19 protein-coding genes are annotated in these 14988 nt (G+C 60.3%); 12 read left to right on the top strand and 7 right to left on the bottom strand.

What is annotated here, in order from left to right:
• Positions 1–279 precede the first annotated feature (279 nt).
• The 5 genes from DQ230_RS16115 to DQ230_RS16095 form a co-directional block, all read right to left on the bottom strand.
• Complete coding sequence (locus DQ230_RS16115) at positions 280–648, bottom strand: SpoIIAA family protein (RefSeq protein ID WP_113913606.1); 369 nt, start codon at positions 646–648, stop codon at positions 280–282.
• Positions 649–660: 12 nt separating this feature from the next.
• Positions 661–1569 carry a cation diffusion facilitator family transporter gene (locus DQ230_RS16110; RefSeq protein WP_113913605.1) on the bottom strand — a complete coding sequence of 303 codons (909 nt, stop codon included), beginning with the start codon at positions 1567–1569 and terminating at the stop codon, positions 661–663.
• A gap of 27 nt (positions 1570–1596) precedes the next feature.
• Positions 1597–2286, bottom strand: coding sequence for a ZIP family metal transporter (locus DQ230_RS16105; protein ID WP_113913604.1), 690 nt, complete (start codon positions 2284–2286; stop codon positions 1597–1599).
• Complete coding sequence (locus tag DQ230_RS16100; RefSeq protein ID WP_113913603.1) at positions 2283–2897, bottom strand: cation efflux transmembrane domain-containing protein; 615 nt, start codon at positions 2895–2897, stop codon at positions 2283–2285. Before DQ230_RS16100 ends, DQ230_RS16105 begins: the two co-directional genes overlap by 4 nt.
• 117 nt (positions 2898–3014) lie before the next feature.
• The gene (locus tag DQ230_RS16095) at positions 3015–3443 is read right to left on the bottom strand and encodes a MerR family transcriptional regulator (protein ID WP_113913602.1); all 429 of its coding nucleotides are present in this window, start codon (positions 3441–3443) and stop codon (positions 3015–3017) included.
• A gap of 247 nt (positions 3444–3690) precedes the next feature.
• Here DQ230_RS16095 and DQ230_RS16090 point away from each other — a divergent pair, with 247 nt between their 5' ends.
• The 11 genes from DQ230_RS16090 to DQ230_RS17295 all read left to right on the top strand — a co-directional run bounded on the left by DQ230_RS16090 (position 3691) and on the right by DQ230_RS17295 (position 11258).
• The gene (locus DQ230_RS16090) at positions 3691–4230 is read left to right on the top strand and encodes an SCO family protein (protein ID WP_113913607.1); all 540 of its coding nucleotides are present in this window, start codon (positions 3691–3693) and stop codon (positions 4228–4230) included.
• Positions 4227–4670 (top strand): disulfide bond formation protein B, encoded by a 444-nt coding sequence (locus tag DQ230_RS16085; protein WP_203228111.1) that lies wholly within the window; start codon positions 4227–4229, stop codon positions 4668–4670. The genes DQ230_RS16090 and DQ230_RS16085 overlap by 4 nt, the downstream gene beginning before the upstream one ends.
• Positions 4667–5329: a DsbA family protein gene (locus DQ230_RS16080; RefSeq protein WP_108693481.1), complete on the top strand. Its 663-nt coding sequence runs from the start codon at positions 4667–4669 to the stop codon at positions 5327–5329. Before DQ230_RS16085 ends, DQ230_RS16080 begins: the two co-directional genes overlap by 4 nt.
• Positions 5330–5399: 70 nt before the next feature.
• Positions 5400–5831 (top strand): copper chaperone PCu(A)C, encoded by a 432-nt coding sequence (locus DQ230_RS16075; protein WP_108693506.1) that lies wholly within the window; start codon positions 5400–5402, stop codon positions 5829–5831.
• Positions 5832–5839: 8 nt separating this feature from the next.
• Positions 5840–6463 (top strand): SCO family protein, encoded by a 624-nt coding sequence (locus DQ230_RS16070; RefSeq protein ID WP_108693482.1) that lies wholly within the window; start codon positions 5840–5842, stop codon positions 6461–6463.
• Positions 6460–7809: a M23 family metallopeptidase gene (locus DQ230_RS16065; RefSeq protein WP_238987570.1), complete on the top strand. Its 1350-nt coding sequence runs from the start codon at positions 6460–6462 to the stop codon at positions 7807–7809. Before DQ230_RS16070 ends, DQ230_RS16065 begins: the two co-directional genes overlap by 4 nt.
• Before the next feature lie 20 nt (positions 7810–7829).
• Complete coding sequence (locus DQ230_RS16060) at positions 7830–8282, top strand: DUF411 domain-containing protein (protein ID WP_108693483.1); 453 nt, start codon at positions 7830–7832, stop codon at positions 8280–8282.
• Positions 8283–8292: 10 nt separating this feature from the next.
• On the top strand, positions 8293–9075 hold the full coding sequence (locus DQ230_RS16055; protein WP_108693508.1) for a ZIP family metal transporter: 783 nt from the start codon (positions 8293–8295) through the stop codon (positions 9073–9075).
• Between the two features lie 3 nt (positions 9076–9078).
• Complete coding sequence (gene lspA / locus DQ230_RS16050) at positions 9079–9555, top strand: signal peptidase II (protein WP_108693484.1); 477 nt, start codon at positions 9079–9081, stop codon at positions 9553–9555.
• Between the two features lie 6 nt (positions 9556–9561).
• Positions 9562–11097 carry an apolipoprotein N-acyltransferase gene (gene lnt, locus DQ230_RS16045; protein ID WP_203228110.1) on the top strand — a complete coding sequence of 512 codons (1536 nt, stop codon included), beginning with the start codon at positions 9562–9564 and terminating at the stop codon, positions 11095–11097.
• The gene (locus tag DQ230_RS17295; protein ID WP_165802951.1) at positions 11094–11258 is read left to right on the top strand and encodes a hypothetical protein; all 165 of its coding nucleotides are present in this window, start codon (positions 11094–11096) and stop codon (positions 11256–11258) included. The genes lnt and DQ230_RS17295 overlap by 4 nt, the downstream gene beginning before the upstream one ends.
• A 25-nt stretch (positions 11259–11283) precedes the next feature.
• Here DQ230_RS17295 and DQ230_RS16040 read toward each other — a convergent pair whose 3' ends face one another.
• Positions 11284–11784, bottom strand: coding sequence for a L,D-transpeptidase family protein (locus tag DQ230_RS16040; protein ID WP_108693510.1), 501 nt, complete (start codon positions 11782–11784; stop codon positions 11284–11286).
• Between the two features lie 61 nt (positions 11785–11845).
• Positions 11846–14170 (bottom strand): heavy metal translocating P-type ATPase, encoded by a 2325-nt coding sequence (locus tag DQ230_RS16035; RefSeq protein ID WP_238987569.1) that lies wholly within the window; start codon positions 14168–14170, stop codon positions 11846–11848.
• Positions 14171–14242: 72 nt separating this feature from the next.
• On the opposite strand from DQ230_RS16035, the gene DQ230_RS16030 reads away from it, so the two are divergent.
• A complete protein-coding gene (locus tag DQ230_RS16030; RefSeq protein WP_238987568.1) occupies positions 14243–14878 on the top strand; it encodes a recombinase family protein in 636 nt (211 codons plus the stop codon).
• The last annotated feature ends 110 nt before the right edge of the window (positions 14879–14988 follow it).

The raw sequence follows: 14988 nt of genomic DNA, 5'->3' as shown, positions 1-14988 counted from the left end.
TCCAGCCGAGGGCGGAGGGCGCACCGCCCAACAACGAGGGACCTGGCGGTCCGCCCACACAAGATACCGCGACCGACAGCCAGCCCCGACAGACCCAGAACGAGACCCAACCGATGACCCACCCGAAGGAGTGCAATTCGACGCGTGACTGACATGTTACTAACCCGTTTCATGATGAAACCTCCGATATTATGATATTTCGTTGTTTCTACGCCCTCCATCCACTAGAGCTTCAAACACTTTAAAGTCGCATGAGCGTGAGTGAACGGCAGCGGCCAATCATCCCTTCGTTCGCGCCCAGGCAATAGCCGCACGTCCCGCCGCGTTCTCAAACCACTTCAGTTCGGGCGGCAGTGCAAAATCCGCCGCCTTCGCGCCCCACTCAATCCATTTCTGGTCAGCAACCATCGCAACCCGCGAAAAGTCATTGGCATGCCGAGTATCTACTTTCATGTCCGCCCATATCGCGGCGGCACTTTCGTATCCCTCGAACTCCCCCATGAAGATGACCAGCGCCGGTTTGCCCTTCGCTGCTTCCAACTCGCGATCAAGCCAAGCGTGCATCGTCTCGAAATCCTGTTTCGACAGCTTGCCGTCGCATTCGAGTCCCAGCACACCTTCGCCTTCTATTTTCACATCCTTCCACATAAGTTTCTCCTTTCATTCATGTCCGTAACGGGCCGCATCGTCGTGTTTGTTACCGAGGCGCTCGAATTCCAGCGTGGAATGGTCGATTCCGAATTGTTCTTCGAGGCGGGTCTTGATTGCCGTCTTGATGCTTTCCAGGTCACCCCAGCGGTCCTCGGCGATCACGACATGTGTGTCGAGCGCCGCGCGATGTTCCTGCATCTGCCAGAAATGCGCGTGATGGACTTCCTCGACACCGTCGACGTTCTCCACGGCTGCGATGACCTCGTCCGTGTCAATGTCGGGCGGACTGCCCAGCATCAGTGTGCGGATCGGGCCGCCGATCTCGCTGAAGGCAAGCCAGAGGATATAGGCGGCAATCCCGATGGTGATTGCCGGATCGACCCAGCGGATGTCGTAGAGAAGGATGAGAACACCACCGACGATGACCGCCACGGATGCCAATGCGTCGCTGAGATTGTGTAGGAAGAGCGCGCGGATGTTCACGCTGCCCTTCTGCATGGAATATGTCAGCCAAGCGGTGAGGGTGTCGATAAACAGTGCCACCCCACCCAGGATCACGACCGTCCAGCCCTCGATCTGCACTGGGTCGACAAAGCGCATCGCACCCTCGTAGACCAGATAAAGCCCGATGATGATCAGCGAGGTATAGTTGATCAGTGCGGCCACAATCTCGACCCTGCCATATCCGAAGGTCATTTTCGCATCGGCCGGGTTGCGCGCGATCTTGCGTGCGCCGAACGCTATGACAAGCGATGCCATGTCGGAGAAGTTGTGGATCGCATCCGCGATCAGCGCGAGGCTGCCGGAGAGTATTCCCCCGACAATCTGCGCGACCGTCAGAACGCCGTTAGCCCAGATGGCGATTGCGACCCGCCGGTCACCCGCCTTGGGCTTCATATGGGCATGATCATGCGCCATGCAGTGTCCTTTTCTCTTTGGTTTGGTTCATCCCATCACCTCTTCGAGAGACAGGAGCAGCAGGAAACCGACAAAGAACATCGCCGTGACCCAAGGCCGATCGGGGGTCTCGTGCGCTTCTACCAGCAGTTCTTCGGTGACGAGGTAGAGCAGAGCGATAAGTCCGAAGCTCAGAAACCCGGTGATGTAATGCGCCGGAAGACTGGCGACCGGCGTAGCGATGAACGCACCGACGGGCAGCAAGACCACAAGGGCGGCAACGATCAGGACGATCCGCCTCCGGGACTTCACCGTTTCCGATAGTTCGGTGGTGACGGCCAACCCCAGAAACAGGACCTCGACGCTGAGGGCAATTGTAAGGAGCAGACCTGCTTTTGCTCCGGCGGCAAAGGCAATCCCAAGCACAAGACCGTCGATCACGATATCGACGCCAACGAGCGTGAGCAGCCCCGCCGGGCCCTTGATAAGCCTTTCCAACTGACGGATCGCAAGCATCACGCCGATCCCGGCAAAGCCACCGACGATCGTCGCGATCGGCGATCCGCTATGGGCGACATCCGGCATGATCTCACCCGCCGCCGCAGCAAAGACGACGCCCGCCGCGAAGTGCTGGATGGCGCTGACGAGCGTGGGCCCAGGCCGAACATTGACCGCAACGATGGCCCCCAGGATCGCGACCGCGGCCGGTATCAGCGTATAGACCCAGGCAGCGGTCATTTCTTATCTCCATGCACCGCTTCATGGTGTTCGCCGTGCGCGTCCCGCAGAATGCCGATGCCTCCCCGTGCCGCGATTCCGGCCACCGCGACCCCGACAATGAGGTCAGGCCAGTTGCTGCCCAACCACCACACCAGGCCGCCCGCGATCAAAATGCCGCCGTTCGATGCGAAATCGTTGAGGCTGAAGGTGTTGGCAGCTCGGATGTTCACGTCCGGTTCTTTCAGTCGCCCCAGCAGCCAGATGCAGGCGAGATTGACGACGGCGGCAACCAGCGACATTGCGATCATCAACGTGCCGAGCGGTTCGGACCCACCGGCATAACGCCTCGACGCGTCGATCAAGATTGCGACGGCGAAGACCATCAGTAACCCGCCGGATACGTTTGCGGCACCCCGCTTCCACTTCGACGACCGGGACAAGGCCACTAGGCTGATGCCATAAACGAGGCTGTCGGAAGTGTTGTCGAGGCCGTTGGCGATCAGGGCGCTGGAATCGCCAATGGCACCCGTAATGAAGAACCCCGCCGCGATTGCAAAATTGAGCCCAAGAACAATCCAAAGAGTCTGACGCTCTTTCTCAACCGATCCGCTGCATTCTCTTTCGACCATGGAACTGACAAACCTACCGTTTTTCGCAAAATGGCCAGATATGGCCCCTTCTTTAGCAACCAAGATGCAAGTAAGACCTCTAGTAGCCAGAGCTTCAAGGGAAGCCTTGACTAACCGTCAGGCCCCGATCTCGTCATGGTCTGTAAGGCACCCCGAATGGTCCCGCAGGACCTCCAGAACCTTGCATTCGGCCACGCTGTCTCCCTTGCACTCGGCAACCATGCGCTTCAGCTCCTTCTTGAGGGCTTGCAGACGCTTGATCCGCTGTTCGACCTGACGGAGCTGTCGCCGTGCGATGGAATCGGCTTCGGTGCAAGACTGAGACGGGTTGTCCGATAGGTCCAGAAGCTCCCGGATGGAGTCGAGCGAGAAGCCGAGCTGGCGTGAGTGCCGGATGAAGGCTAGCCGATCAAGATCCTTCTCGAAGTACCGGCGCTGGCCGCCTGCGGTCCTCCCGGCTTCGTTCATTAACCCGATCTGTTCGTAATAGCGGATCGTCTGGACCTTGGCCCCAGTTTTCCGCGAGAGAGTTCCAATTGCCAGCATGTGCGTTTCCTTAATCTACAACGGCTGTAGTTTATCGTGGAACCAACTCCCTTGAAGAGCCAAAGGTTTCACATCAACGTGATAATTTGCCATACAGGGTATCTTTATGCTTGAACCTCTATCTGCTGTAGCTTGTATCCCGCGCTGAGACGAACTGAACAGGTGAGTGGCGCAAGCTATGAGGAAGGTCCGGATAGCTCTATGGTCGGCGGTGGTCGTCGCTGCTGCGGTGTCAGCTACGCTTTGGATGACCGAACGCAATCAGGGACCGGTCGCTGCCCGTCTCGATCCCGAAGCCGCGAGATTTGCTGCGGATTTCGAGTTGACGGACCACAATGGAATGATTCAGGCCGACGAGGATTTTCGCGGACGCTGGATGCTCGTCTTCTTCGGTTTCACGAACTGCCCGGACGTCTGCCCTTTGGGTCTGGCCACCATCGCACAGGTCATGGATGATCTTGACACCCAAGGTTCCGCCGTCCAGCCCCTGTTCATCACGGTCGACCCTGAAAGGGATACGCCAAGCGCTCTGGCCAGCTACGTTCCCCAGTTTGGTCCCGGAATCCTTGGGCTGAGCGGTTCCGCGGAACAGATCGAACGCACCGCCAAGACCTTCAAGATCTACTACCAGAAGATCGAGGAAGCCTCATCGCCTGACGGCTACACTATGGGTCACACGTCGTCTTTCCTTCTGTTTGATCCGCAAGGTGAGTTTGTCCGCATTTACGAATACGATCAGGAACCCGGACTGATCGTTGCCGATCTTCGCGAAAGAATCGGCACGTGACAGCTGGGCCAGACGCAACGCCAAGTGCCGAGAATCCGGTGGCTTTCCTGTTCGCGGCATGGTTCGTCGCCTTGTCTGCGTCGCTTGCCGTGCTCTTCATCGGAGAGGTTCTGGGGCAGACTCCCTGCAATCTGTGCTGGTTCCAACGAGCCTTCATGTTCCCGCTCGCGATCATCCTGGGCGTGGCGGCGTGGCGCGCCGACCTCTCGATCTGGCGCTATGCCGCGCCCCTTGCCGTTCTGGGCGGTGCTGTCGCCCTCTACCATTTCCTGCTTTACGCCGGGATCGTGCCTGCGCCGATCGTGCCCTGCACTGCATCCGGGCCGTCCTGCACCGATGCCGCAATGCTGATCCTTGGTATGCCAATCCCTCTGCTCTCCCTGCTGACGTTCGGGGCGATCCTTGGCCTTCTCATTCAACTTCGACGGATTTCAACATGAACCGAAAAACACTTTTGCTCGCTATATTCGCTGTGGTACTGGCCGTTTTTGCGGCTGGCACCTGGTTTGTGTCCCGCCCTGGTCCGACCCCGGTGGCTACAGCCGCTCCGCCGGAACAACAGGATCGTCTCGTTCGGGCTTATTCACCTATTCTCGGGCGCGAGGATGCGCCGGTGACCATCGTGGAGTTCTTCGACCCCGCCTGCGAGGCCTGCCGCGCCTTCCACCCCATCGTGAAGCAGATACTGGCGCAATACCCCGACGATGTGCGCGTCGTCATGCGTTACACGCCCTTCCACGGCGAAGGGTCAGAGCTGGCAATCAAGGTGCTGGAAGCGGCGCGGTTGCAGGATGTCTTCGTTCCGGTGCTGGAAGCGCTGCTCGAAAACCAGTCGGCCTGGGCCTCTCACGGCGCACCGGCAGCGGAGCGGATCATGGAAATCGCCGGCGCGGCGGGTCTGGATACTGCGGCGGCGGCGGACCAGATCAAATCACCAAGCATCGTCGGCGTCCTCAATCAGGACCGGGCAGATGTCGAAGCTGTCGGAATCCAGAGCACACCGACGTTCTTCGTTAACAGCAAGCCTTTGTCAGAGTTCGGTGCGGAGCAGCTTTTATCGCTCGTACAATCCGAAGTCGAGGCTGCGGCAACAAACTAGAATGAACAGGAGAACCGACGTGTTCAAAACCTTCGCAAAGGCATTTCAAAGCCTGTCTGTCGCTCTTCTGATGGGCCTGCCATTGGCAGCCTCAGCGCAGCAAATGTCAGAGGACGCCTCGATTGTGGTCGAGAAGCCGTGGGCGCGCGCGAGCCTTGGAACATCGCGGCCCGGCGGGGCCTATCTGACCGTTCGGAACGAGGGCAGCGAATCGATCTCCTTAATCGGTCTTCGCACTGACATATCCGGCATGGCCTCGATCCACGAAACCAGTACCAATTCTGACGGCGTCAGCAGCATGGCTCCGGCCGACGATATCATGATCCCAGCCGGGGGCATGATCGCCCTCGAACCCGGCGGGTATCATGCCATGCTGATGCAACTGCAATCTCCGCTCGTCGAGGGGGAGACTTTTTCGCTGACCCTGCTCTTTTCTGACGGAACGGAGCTGGAAATCACCGTCCCGGTCCTTGGCATCGGCGCACGCGGCCCCGAAGGCTGAACCGGCTGATGATGAGTGTGGCCAAAATCGCGGCAATCGGCGCGGCGGCAGTCTTTGCCGCCCTGTTCGTCGGCTGGTGGCAGGTCGATGGGCCTGGAGCTGATCCTGCTCCGGGCAAGAGGCCCATGCCGCTATCTTCGATGGATTTCAGCCTGACGGATCAGGATGGTCAGGAGGTAGGCCCTGAAACCCTCATCGGCCACCCCAGTCTGGTCTTCTTCGGCTTCACCTACTGCCCCGACGTCTGCCCGACGACCCTCTCGGATATTTCCGGCTGGCTCGACGAGCTTGGGCCGGAGGCCGAAGATCTGCGCACCGTTCTTATCACCGTGGACCCGGACCGCGATACGGTCGAAACCATGGCCGAGTATGTTTCCTACTTCCATCCGCAGATTCAGGGATGGACGGGCTTACCCGACCAGATCGCCGCTGTCGCCGAAGGCTTCCGCGCCACCTACGAGAAGGTCGAGGGTGAAGACGGCAGCTATACGATGAACCACACTGCGGGTGTTTTCCTGTTCGATGCGACAGGCCGCTTCGTCAGCGTCATCGATTATCACGAACCACGCGAATTTGCCGTGCCGAAGATTAGGCGTGCGATGCGGGACGGAACCAAGGGGGCAAAATCTTGAAACTGAGACATATCGTTCTGGGAACGACCGTGGCCGCGGCAGCGGTCGGCACGATGGCGAGCCGGACTTTGTTCATGGAGGCCCCACCTGAGAACATCGTTTCCGAGGCTCCGATGGCCCCGACCAGTCCACCCGAACCGCTCGATTGGCCCGGCGTCATCACCTCCGGCGATACGATGTCGAATGTGCTTCCAGCCGGGTTTCAGCCGCCGAAGCTTCCCGGACAGGAACGTGCCGAGCCAGATGATCTGACGGCGTTGGTTCAGGCCCTCGCCGTGCCGCCATGGAAGGCGACGGTCGAATCCGGTGACACGCTGGACGTGCTTCTTTCCCGCGCTGACATGGGTGCGCAGACGCGGGCCGAGGTCGCACTGGCATTGGCCGTCGAATACGACCTGCGCCGCCTTCGACCGGGCCACCGCCTCAGCGTCGGGTATCGCCGGGACGGCACGCCATCCGTTGTGACATTGGCTGTCGATGACGGCGTGCGGATCGAAGTTACCTTGGACGGCACCATTGCCGGTCGGACGGTTACGCCGAGCGCGTCGACGATCGAGCGTGCGGGGCAATTGCAGGTGAACGGGTCGATCTACGCTTCGCTCGACAGAGCAGGCGTTCCGGCCCGTTTCGCCGTCGATCTCGCACAGATTCTGGGGGACACGGTCGACTTTCGCAGGGATCTTCAAGGCGGGGAAAGTCTGAATATCCTCTGGCGTCAGACGGTCCTTCCGGACGGTTCGGAAATCGGCCAGCCGCTTATGTCCTATGCTGCACTCGACCTGGAGGACGATCAACTCGAGATCGTGTGGGCGGACGAAGACAGCGGACGTGCGACGGTTTATCTGAACGGAGAAATCCTGCGGACAGTCGCGCCGCCGGTGGAAGGCGCGCGGCTGTCATCGGTCTTCGGGCAGCGCAAGCATCCGATCTACGGCAATATGCGGATGCACACAGGCGTCGACTACGCCGCTGCTGCGGGGACGCCGATTGCAGCGACCGCACCCGGACGGATCTCCTTTATCGGATGGCGGAGCGGGTATGGCCGGGTGGTCGAGATCGCGCATGGGTCTGATACGATGACCCGATATGCGCACATGAGCGCAGTGGCAAAGGCACTGGCGGTCGGGAACCGCGTTCTTGCAGGCGAGGTGATCGGCGAGGTCGGTGAAACGGGCACCGCAACAGCCCCCAATCTTCACTACGAAGTGCGCGTGGACGGTCGACCCATCGATCCGCTTGGGGAGAAGTTGCTCGCCTCTGCGGAAAACCTCGACGCCGCCGATGCCACTGAAATTCTTGCAGAGACGCGCACACGTTTCGTGGCCGCTCTTCGCGAAGATACATGACTGATTTGAAAGGAATAACCATGAAAAACAGGCTTCAAACCCTTGCCGCTGCGACTCTCATTATTGCCGCCGCGACGGCCGCAACCGCCCAGACCGCCATCCACGTCGGAAAGACGCGCGGCTGCGGATGCTGCATTGCCTGGATGGAGAAGCTGTCCGAGGCCGGGTTTGCCCCGGAAGGCGAAAACCTCGGTGGCGCGTTGATTCGTCTGAAAATGGATCGCGGCATTCCAGTCGATATGTTCTCCTGCCATACGGCGACTATCGACGACTATACCATCGAGGGCCACGTTCCTCCAGCCGATATCACCCGCCTTCTTGAGGAACGTCCCGACGCCATCGGTCTTGCCGTGCCCGGCATGCCCATCGGCTCGCCCGGCATGGATTTCGGCGACAATGCCGAAGCCTACGATGTCTTTTTGGTGAAATCCGACGGCACCACCGAAGTCTTCTCGTCCTATCCGGCAAGTTGAGTTGGAGCAGATCGCAACACTTTCGCCTGTTGCACTGGGTTTTCTGGGAAGCCTCGCCGCCGGTCTCATGACCGCCGTCGGGGCGACGCCTGTGCTTCTCGGCAAGACTCCGTCACGCAAATGGCGTGATATCTCGCTCGGCTTTGCCGCCGGGGTCATGCTTGCCGCATCGTTTTTTTCCCTCATCATCCCGGCGCTGGACGTAGCTGAATCGCGATACGGCGACGGGGCGATCCCAGCGCTGATCGTTTGCGCGGCGATCCTGATGGGGATGGGCGTGGTCGCCCTGATGAACGAGCTGATTCCACACGAGCATTTCAGCAGTGGCCGTGAAGGCCCCGAGGCTGTTTCGCTGCGGCGCGTCTGGCTCTTCATCATCGCCATCGCGATCCACAACGCACCAGAAGGTCTGGCCGTCGGCGTTGCATTCGGAGCTGATGGGTTCACCGGCGGATTCCCAGTTGCCCTCGGCATCGGATTGCAGAATGCGCCCGAGGGCTTGGCCGTGGCGGTCGCTTTGCTGGGCGAGCGGTACTCGGCGGGCCGTGCCTTCGGAATTGCGGCACTGACCGGTCTGGTCGAACCCGTCACAGGATTTCTCGGTGCGGCGGTGATCGTCGTGGCGCAGCCCCTCCTGCCCTGGGGTCTGGCATTCGCGGCGGGCGCGATGCTCTACGTCATCAGCCACGAGATCATCCCCGAAACCCACCGCAGCGGCCATCAGAAGCAAGCGACGACGGGCCTCGCGATCGGCCTCGTTGTCATGCTGTTCCTCGATGTCTGGTTAGGTTGATCCATGAAAAATTATGTTTTGGGATTTTACGCATCCATCGCAGCGCTCGCCGCCGACCTGGCATCGAAGGCGTTCGTCGTCGCCAACGCGGACACGCTTGCCACAGGCATCCCTGTCTTTCCAGGTTTCAATCTGATCTTTCACCGCAACTACGGCGTGACCTTTGGGTTCTTTCAGAGCGTACCGTGGTGGGTACTGGCTTTGGTCGCCACCGCCGTCGTCCTGTATCTTGTCGTGTCGCTGATCCGGGCAACGCAACCAGCCGAGGCGGGCGCCTACGGCATGGTGATCGGTGGCGCTTTGGGAAATATCGTGGATCGTCTTCGCTTCGGCGGAGTGACCGATTTCCTGGATTTCTATCTCGGAACGGCGCACTGGCCAGCGTTCAACCTTGCGGATGTCTTCGTGGTTTGTGGCGTCGGGGTTTTACTGATCGTCGCAGGGCGCGAGAAGGTCGCATCGTCTGAAGCATCGGAGTAGATCGCGGTGGTTTCGGTAGGCATCACCGCTCCTGGCGTCTGGATATCCTCGGGACTTGCACGTTCTCTTTGTGCATTATTTCTTGGTGTCCTGGCCGTTCTCGCGCTGCCACCGTTCTCGTTGCCAGTGATTTTGCCGATCGCGTTTGGTGGACTGTATCTCCTTGTCGTCGGAGCGACCCGCAGGACAGCCGGTCTTGCCGGATGGGCGTTCGGCGTCGGCTTCTTCCTGTTTGGACTGTCCTGGATCGCAGAGAGCTTCTATGTCGATGCGAGGCGGTTCGGCTGGATGGCCGGTCCTGCGGTGGCTGGACTGGCCGCCGGCCTTGCGCTGTTCCCGGCGGCGGCAATGGCAGCGTTCGCATGGAGCAGGACGAAAGGTGTCTCCGGCGCATTGATCTTCGCGGTCTGCTGGTCGGTTTCGGAATGGCTGCGCGGCACCATGCTGACAGGCTTCCCCTGGAACCTTATTGCCTACACGTGGGCCGACTACGATATTCCACGCCAAATGGCCGCATGGGTTGGCAGCTACGGACTTGGCCTCCTCACAGTTCTGCTGTCGGTCCTGCCCGTAACGCTCCACATGCGGAATCGTCGGCAAAATGCGTTCGCCACATTTGTTTTCATTTCGGTGGTGGCGGGTGCCGGAACCCTCGGCACGGTTCGCCTTATGGCCACCACACCGCCAACAGACACAACCGTCAGGATCGTTCAGGGAAACATTCCTCAGACGGAGAAATGGAACCCCGCGTTCCGCGACCGGAACATATCCCGCTATCTGGATCTGTCCGCGCAGTCTGGCAGGTTCGACGTCCTTCTCTGGCCCGAAAGCGCATTTCCCGGCTATCTTGATGAGAATCCTGGAATGTTGGATCAAATTGCTGACCGTCTGCCTGAAGGCAGCGTTCTACTGACCGGTGCCCAGACGCGAGAGCCGGGCGTGACGGGCACACGCTATCGAAATTCGATCCTCGCGGTCGATCAGACCGGACGGATCGTCACGAGATACGCCAAGCATCATCTCGTGCCGTTCGGGGAATATGTTCCCTTGCGGGGTTTTCTTCCGATCCAGCGACTGACCGCAGGGCTTGGGGACTTCACGCCCGGTCCCGGCCCCCAGACCGTTGAGCTACCCGGTTTATCTCCGGTCGGCCTTTCGATCTGCTACGAGGCCATTTTTCCGGGACGCGTCGTAGACGCCGCTTCGCGTCCGGACTGGATCTTCAACGCCACCAATGACGCTTGGTTCGGTGCGTCTTTCGGTCCGCGGCAACATCTGGCCTCTGCCAGGATGCGCGCGGTCGAAGAGGGGCTGCCGATGGTTCGTGCGGCCAATACGGGCATTTCAGCATTTATCGATGGGTACGGCCGCATCGTCGCCCGCCTTGGGCTGGATGAGACCGGCGTCTTGGACGCCCGCTTGCCTGCCGCACTCCCGCCTACGCCCTTCGCGAAATACGGACAGTTGACGTTCTTGCTCATTCTGGCGGCGAGCATTGTGGGAGCCATTGGAATGACCGTCAGAAAGGAAAGCGCACCATGATCGTAATCTTTGGAGCAGTGGCGGGCGCCGCATGGGGCGGATATCTCGCCAGGAAGCGTGGCGGCAACAAGCTGGACATCGCCCAATACGCGACGAGTTCCGCGATCGCATTCGGACTCTTGGCGTTGTTCGCCTCGATCTTTCTCGCACGGGTTCTATGAACCGCCAGCCAAGGCCGGTACGATGCTATGCGAATATGTCGATTGGCGTCCCGTCCCGCACCATTGCGTAGATATCCTCAATTTCGCGGTCCGACACCGCGATGCAACCCGCCGTCCAGTCTGGTTTGATCGCGTCGATACCGGGTCGTGGCCCGCCATGGATAAAAATGTCGCCGCCCGGCTCACGTCCCTGTGCAGCGGCATAGGCGATATCGGCCTCGTTCGGATAGGAGATGCCGATGGAGAGATGGAACAGACTGTCGGGATTGCGGCGGTCGACTGTATAGGTTCCCTCGGGCGTTTTTCCATCACCCTCGAATTGCTTGGGCCCCTCCGCCGCAAAACCGAGATCGATCCGGTAGGCTTTCAGGACCGAGGTATTGTTGAACAGGAACAGGTTCCGGTCACTTTTGAACATCTGCAACCGGGTGACTGCGGGCCCGTCGTAGGTCCGGAACTTGCTGGCGCATCCCGCAAGGCCGAGTGCCAGTCCACCCAATAGCGCAGTTCTGCGTGTCGTTTTCATCATGTCGTCCGCTCGATCTTTCTATGTGCCCATTCATATCGGTATCGGTATGTCTGATCAATCAATGGCCGTGCGCCAGGGCTCCCTGCGCCATCTTCTCTCCCACTTGCTCACCCCCGGACCCGTCCGGTCGATCCTTCTTGGCCCGGAGCAGCCTGAGCGCGTTGGCGACGACCAGCAGCGAAACGCCGACATCCGCAGCGATGGCCCCCCACATCGTCGCCATGCCGAAGGCCGTCAGCCCGACGAACAGCGCCTTGGTCGCCAGTGCGATGCCTATATTCTGATGAATGATGCCCATGGTCCGGCGTGAATGCCCGATCAGCCACGGCACCTTGGCAATATCATCTGTCATCAACGCGATATCGGCGGTCTCAATAGCGGCGTCCGATCCGACCGCACCCATAGCGATCGCGAAATGCGCCCGCGCCATGGCAGGTGCATCGTTCACGCCATCGCCAATCATTGCCACGACATCATAGTTGGCAACGAGTTCCTCGATTGCCGTCACCTTGTCCTCTGGCAGCAGCTCCGCGCGAACCTCGTCGATACCGACCTCTGCTGCCACAGCGCGTGCCGTGCGCTCGTTATCACCAGTCAGCATGATGATCTTTTTCACGCCTTGGGCATGCAGGCGTGCCACGACCTCCTTCGCATCCGGGCGGATGCGGTCGCGCAGTTCGATCAGGCCCAGCAGGCGGTCCCCGGAGCCTACGGCCACGAGCGTGCTGCCAGCCCCCTCGATCCGCTCCAGCAGATCGCGGGGGATTGCGTCACCGAGACCTTTCTCGGTCGCAAAGCGATCCGAACCGAGCCAGACGGGCTGGCCCTCCCATGTTCCTTCGACGCCGCGGCCCGGCACCGTTTGGGTGTCGGTAGCCGCCGACTGCTTCAGCCCATCGCGTTCGCCGCGCGCCAGGATGGCCCGCGCCAGAGGATGCGAAGAGCGGGCTTCCAGCGCGACAGCGGCACTCAGAAGGTCGCGCTCGGCCGTGCCGCCCAAGGGATGCAGACCCGCGACCTCCGGCTCGCCCATGGTGATCGTTCCGGTCTTGTCCATTGCCAGGGCGGTCATACGCGAGGGGGCCTCGACATAGGCACCGCCCTTGATCAGCACGCCGTTGCGCGCGGAGGCCGCGAGCGAGGCGACGATGGAAACCGGCGTGGAGATGACCAGCGCACAGGGGCAGGCGATCACCAGAAGAACCAAGGCATTGTAGAACCAGTAGTTCCACGCCCCCACGAACAGCAGCGGCGGCACGACGGCGATCAGAACCGCCAGCGCCATCACGATGGGCGTGTAGATGCGGGCGAATTTCGTGACCCATTGCTCCACCTCGGCCCGGCGCGAATGCGCATCGCCTACCATTCGGATGATTTTCGAGAGCACGGTATCGCCTGCGGCCTTGGTGGCCCTAACCGTCAGTGTGCCATCACCGTTGATTGTGCCGGCATAGACCTCGTCGCCAGTTTCCTTGGCAACCAGGGCGCTTTCTCCGGTGATCGGAGCCTGGTCGACATCGCCACGACCCTCGGTGACTTCGCCATCAAGAGGGATACGATCACCGCCGCGCACCACGAAGCGATCACCGATCGCAACCTCGGCGGCGGGAACGTCGGTCTCCGATCCGTCGGCACGGATGACCCGCGCTGTTGGCGGAGCCAGGTCCAGAAGGGCCGAGACCGCATTGCGGGCACGCCCCACGCTCCAGGATTCGAGAGCGAGAGACAGAGCAAAGAAGAAGGCGACCGTCGCCGCCTCGAAAAACTCGCCCAGCCCGATCGCCCCGGCCACTGCGACGATCATCAGAAGATTCATGTCAGGCGAAAGTCGGCGCGCGGCGGACCATGCCTTGGGGGCGACCAGCCATGCTCCGAACACCACCGCCAGCATGAACAGACCCATCTCGATCAGAGGCATCGACGTCTCGCCATGGCCCGAGAAGAGCCGTAGCGCGCCGCCCGCCCCCGTCTCGACGATGTGGTAGAGGAACCCCGCTGCCCAGAAACCGCCGCTAAGCCCGGTGAACAGGCGCTGACGTGCGAAATGGGCCGCCTGGTCTGCCTCGGCGCTTTCAGCATCCCACATTTTCGCGCTCATCCCAGTCGACCCGACGATCTTGATGATCTTGTCGTCGCTGAGCGGTTTGGCGCTTTCGAGGATGGTCATCCTACCATTCAACACATCGAAGGCCAGATGCTCGCTGCCGCCGACTTCCGGTCCGACGACTTTGTTCAGGATCGCGACCTCTTCGGCGCAATCCAGCCCGTTGACGCGAAAACTACGTCCGGCGGATGGCGGAGGTGCTGCTGCCTGAGAAGTGCCTTCGGCTGTTTGGCCACAGCAGGACTTGGGATGGGCGTCGTGGTCTGCATCATGTGGCATAGCGAGGTCCTTTCACCGGATAGATTCCTGTGTAGGAGCTACAGCAACTGAAGGTTCAAGAACTTTTTCTAAATGACGCCCTTTCATCGGCCTGAACGAACCAGTCACCTTGAAGTGAATCATGTTTCCAATGGAATTGAAGAAAATGGATGCAAAAACGACCCTTTCCGCGGCAATTTTTTGCCTGCCCGTAAGTCACTGATCTCTTTAGCGCTGGACCGCCGCAAAAACCTCGTGCAAAAAGACTGCATGAAAATCGGCTATGCACGGGTCTCTACGGAAGAACAGAACCTCGATCTCCAGATCGAGGCGCTGACCGATGCCGGGTGCGACCGGATCGTCACCGACAAAGGGCAGAGCGGTGCCCGTGCAGCAGAAGGCCGTCCCGGCTTTTCCGAGGCGATGGCCCTTCTTGCCCCCGGCGACCAGATCATCGTCTGGAAACTGGATCGCGTCGGCCGGTCCATCGCTGATCTGATCCACCTACTGAAGACCTTCGACGAGCGCGGGGTCGAATTCCGAAGCCTGACGGACGGCATCGACACAACGACCGCAGGCGGGCGTCTGGTGTTTCACATCATGGGGGCCTTGGCAGAGTTCGAGCGCAGTCTGATCCAGGAGAGGACGAAAGCAGGGCTGCGGGCCGCGAAGAAGCGTGGAAAAAGGCTTGGTCGGCCCCCTGCCCTAACACCTGTTGATTGTCATTGAGAACTGACCCGGCATTTTCATCGAGATCTGACCCACCCAGTCGTTATGATCTGCTGATTATGATGGCGTCAATGCTGTTGCCTCCTTTCGCTTTTTCTTCGCTGTTTCGG

This window comes from Roseovarius dicentrarchi (assembly GCF_003316635.1).
Lineage (GTDB): Bacteria > Pseudomonadota > Alphaproteobacteria > Rhodobacterales > Rhodobacteraceae > Roseovarius > Roseovarius dicentrarchi.
The sequence above is the reverse complement of the archived record's forward strand: the minus strand, read 5'-3'. Positions and strand labels throughout refer to the sequence as shown.

Bases quoted from the DNA above. Each gene is read 5' to 3' on its own strand.
- DQ230_RS16115 (WP_113913606.1), bottom strand. From the start codon at position 648: ATGTGGAAGGATGTGAAAATAGAAGGCGAAGGTGTGCTGGGACTCGAA.
- DQ230_RS16110 (WP_113913605.1), bottom strand. From the start codon at position 1,569: ATGGCGCATGATCATGCCCATATGAAGCCCAAGGCGGGTGACCGGCGG.
- DQ230_RS16105 (WP_113913604.1), bottom strand. From the start codon at position 2,286: ATGACCGCTGCCTGGGTCTATACGCTGATACCGGCCGCGGTCGCGATC.
- DQ230_RS16100 (WP_113913603.1), bottom strand. From the start codon at position 2,897: ATGGTCGAAAGAGAATGCAGCGGATCGGTTGAGAAAGAGCGTCAGACT.
- DQ230_RS16095 (WP_113913602.1), bottom strand. From the start codon at position 3,443: ATGCTGGCAATTGGAACTCTCTCGCGGAAAACTGGGGCCAAGGTCCAG.
- DQ230_RS16090 (WP_113913607.1), top strand. From the start codon at position 3,691: ATGACCGAACGCAATCAGGGACCGGTCGCTGCCCGTCTCGATCCCGAA.
- DQ230_RS16080 (WP_108693481.1), top strand. From the start codon at position 4,667: ATGAACCGAAAAACACTTTTGCTCGCTATATTCGCTGTGGTACTGGCC.
- DQ230_RS16075 (WP_108693506.1), top strand. From the start codon at position 5,400: ATGGGCCTGCCATTGGCAGCCTCAGCGCAGCAAATGTCAGAGGACGCC.
- DQ230_RS16070 (WP_108693482.1), top strand. From the start codon at position 5,840: ATGATGAGTGTGGCCAAAATCGCGGCAATCGGCGCGGCGGCAGTCTTT.
- DQ230_RS16060 (WP_108693483.1), top strand. From the start codon at position 7,830: ATGAAAAACAGGCTTCAAACCCTTGCCGCTGCGACTCTCATTATTGCC.
- lspA (WP_108693484.1), top strand. From the start codon at position 9,079: ATGAAAAATTATGTTTTGGGATTTTACGCATCCATCGCAGCGCTCGCC.
- DQ230_RS17295 (WP_165802951.1), top strand. From the start codon at position 11,094: ATGATCGTAATCTTTGGAGCAGTGGCGGGCGCCGCATGGGGCGGATAT.
- DQ230_RS16040 (WP_108693510.1), bottom strand. From the start codon at position 11,784: ATGAAAACGACACGCAGAACTGCGCTATTGGGTGGACTGGCACTCGGC.
- DQ230_RS16035 (WP_238987569.1), bottom strand. From the start codon at position 14,170: ATGCCACATGATGCAGACCACGACGCCCATCCCAAGTCCTGCTGTGGC.
- DQ230_RS16030 (WP_238987568.1), top strand. From the start codon at position 14,243: ATGACGCCCTTTCATCGGCCTGAACGAACCAGTCACCTTGAAGTGAAT.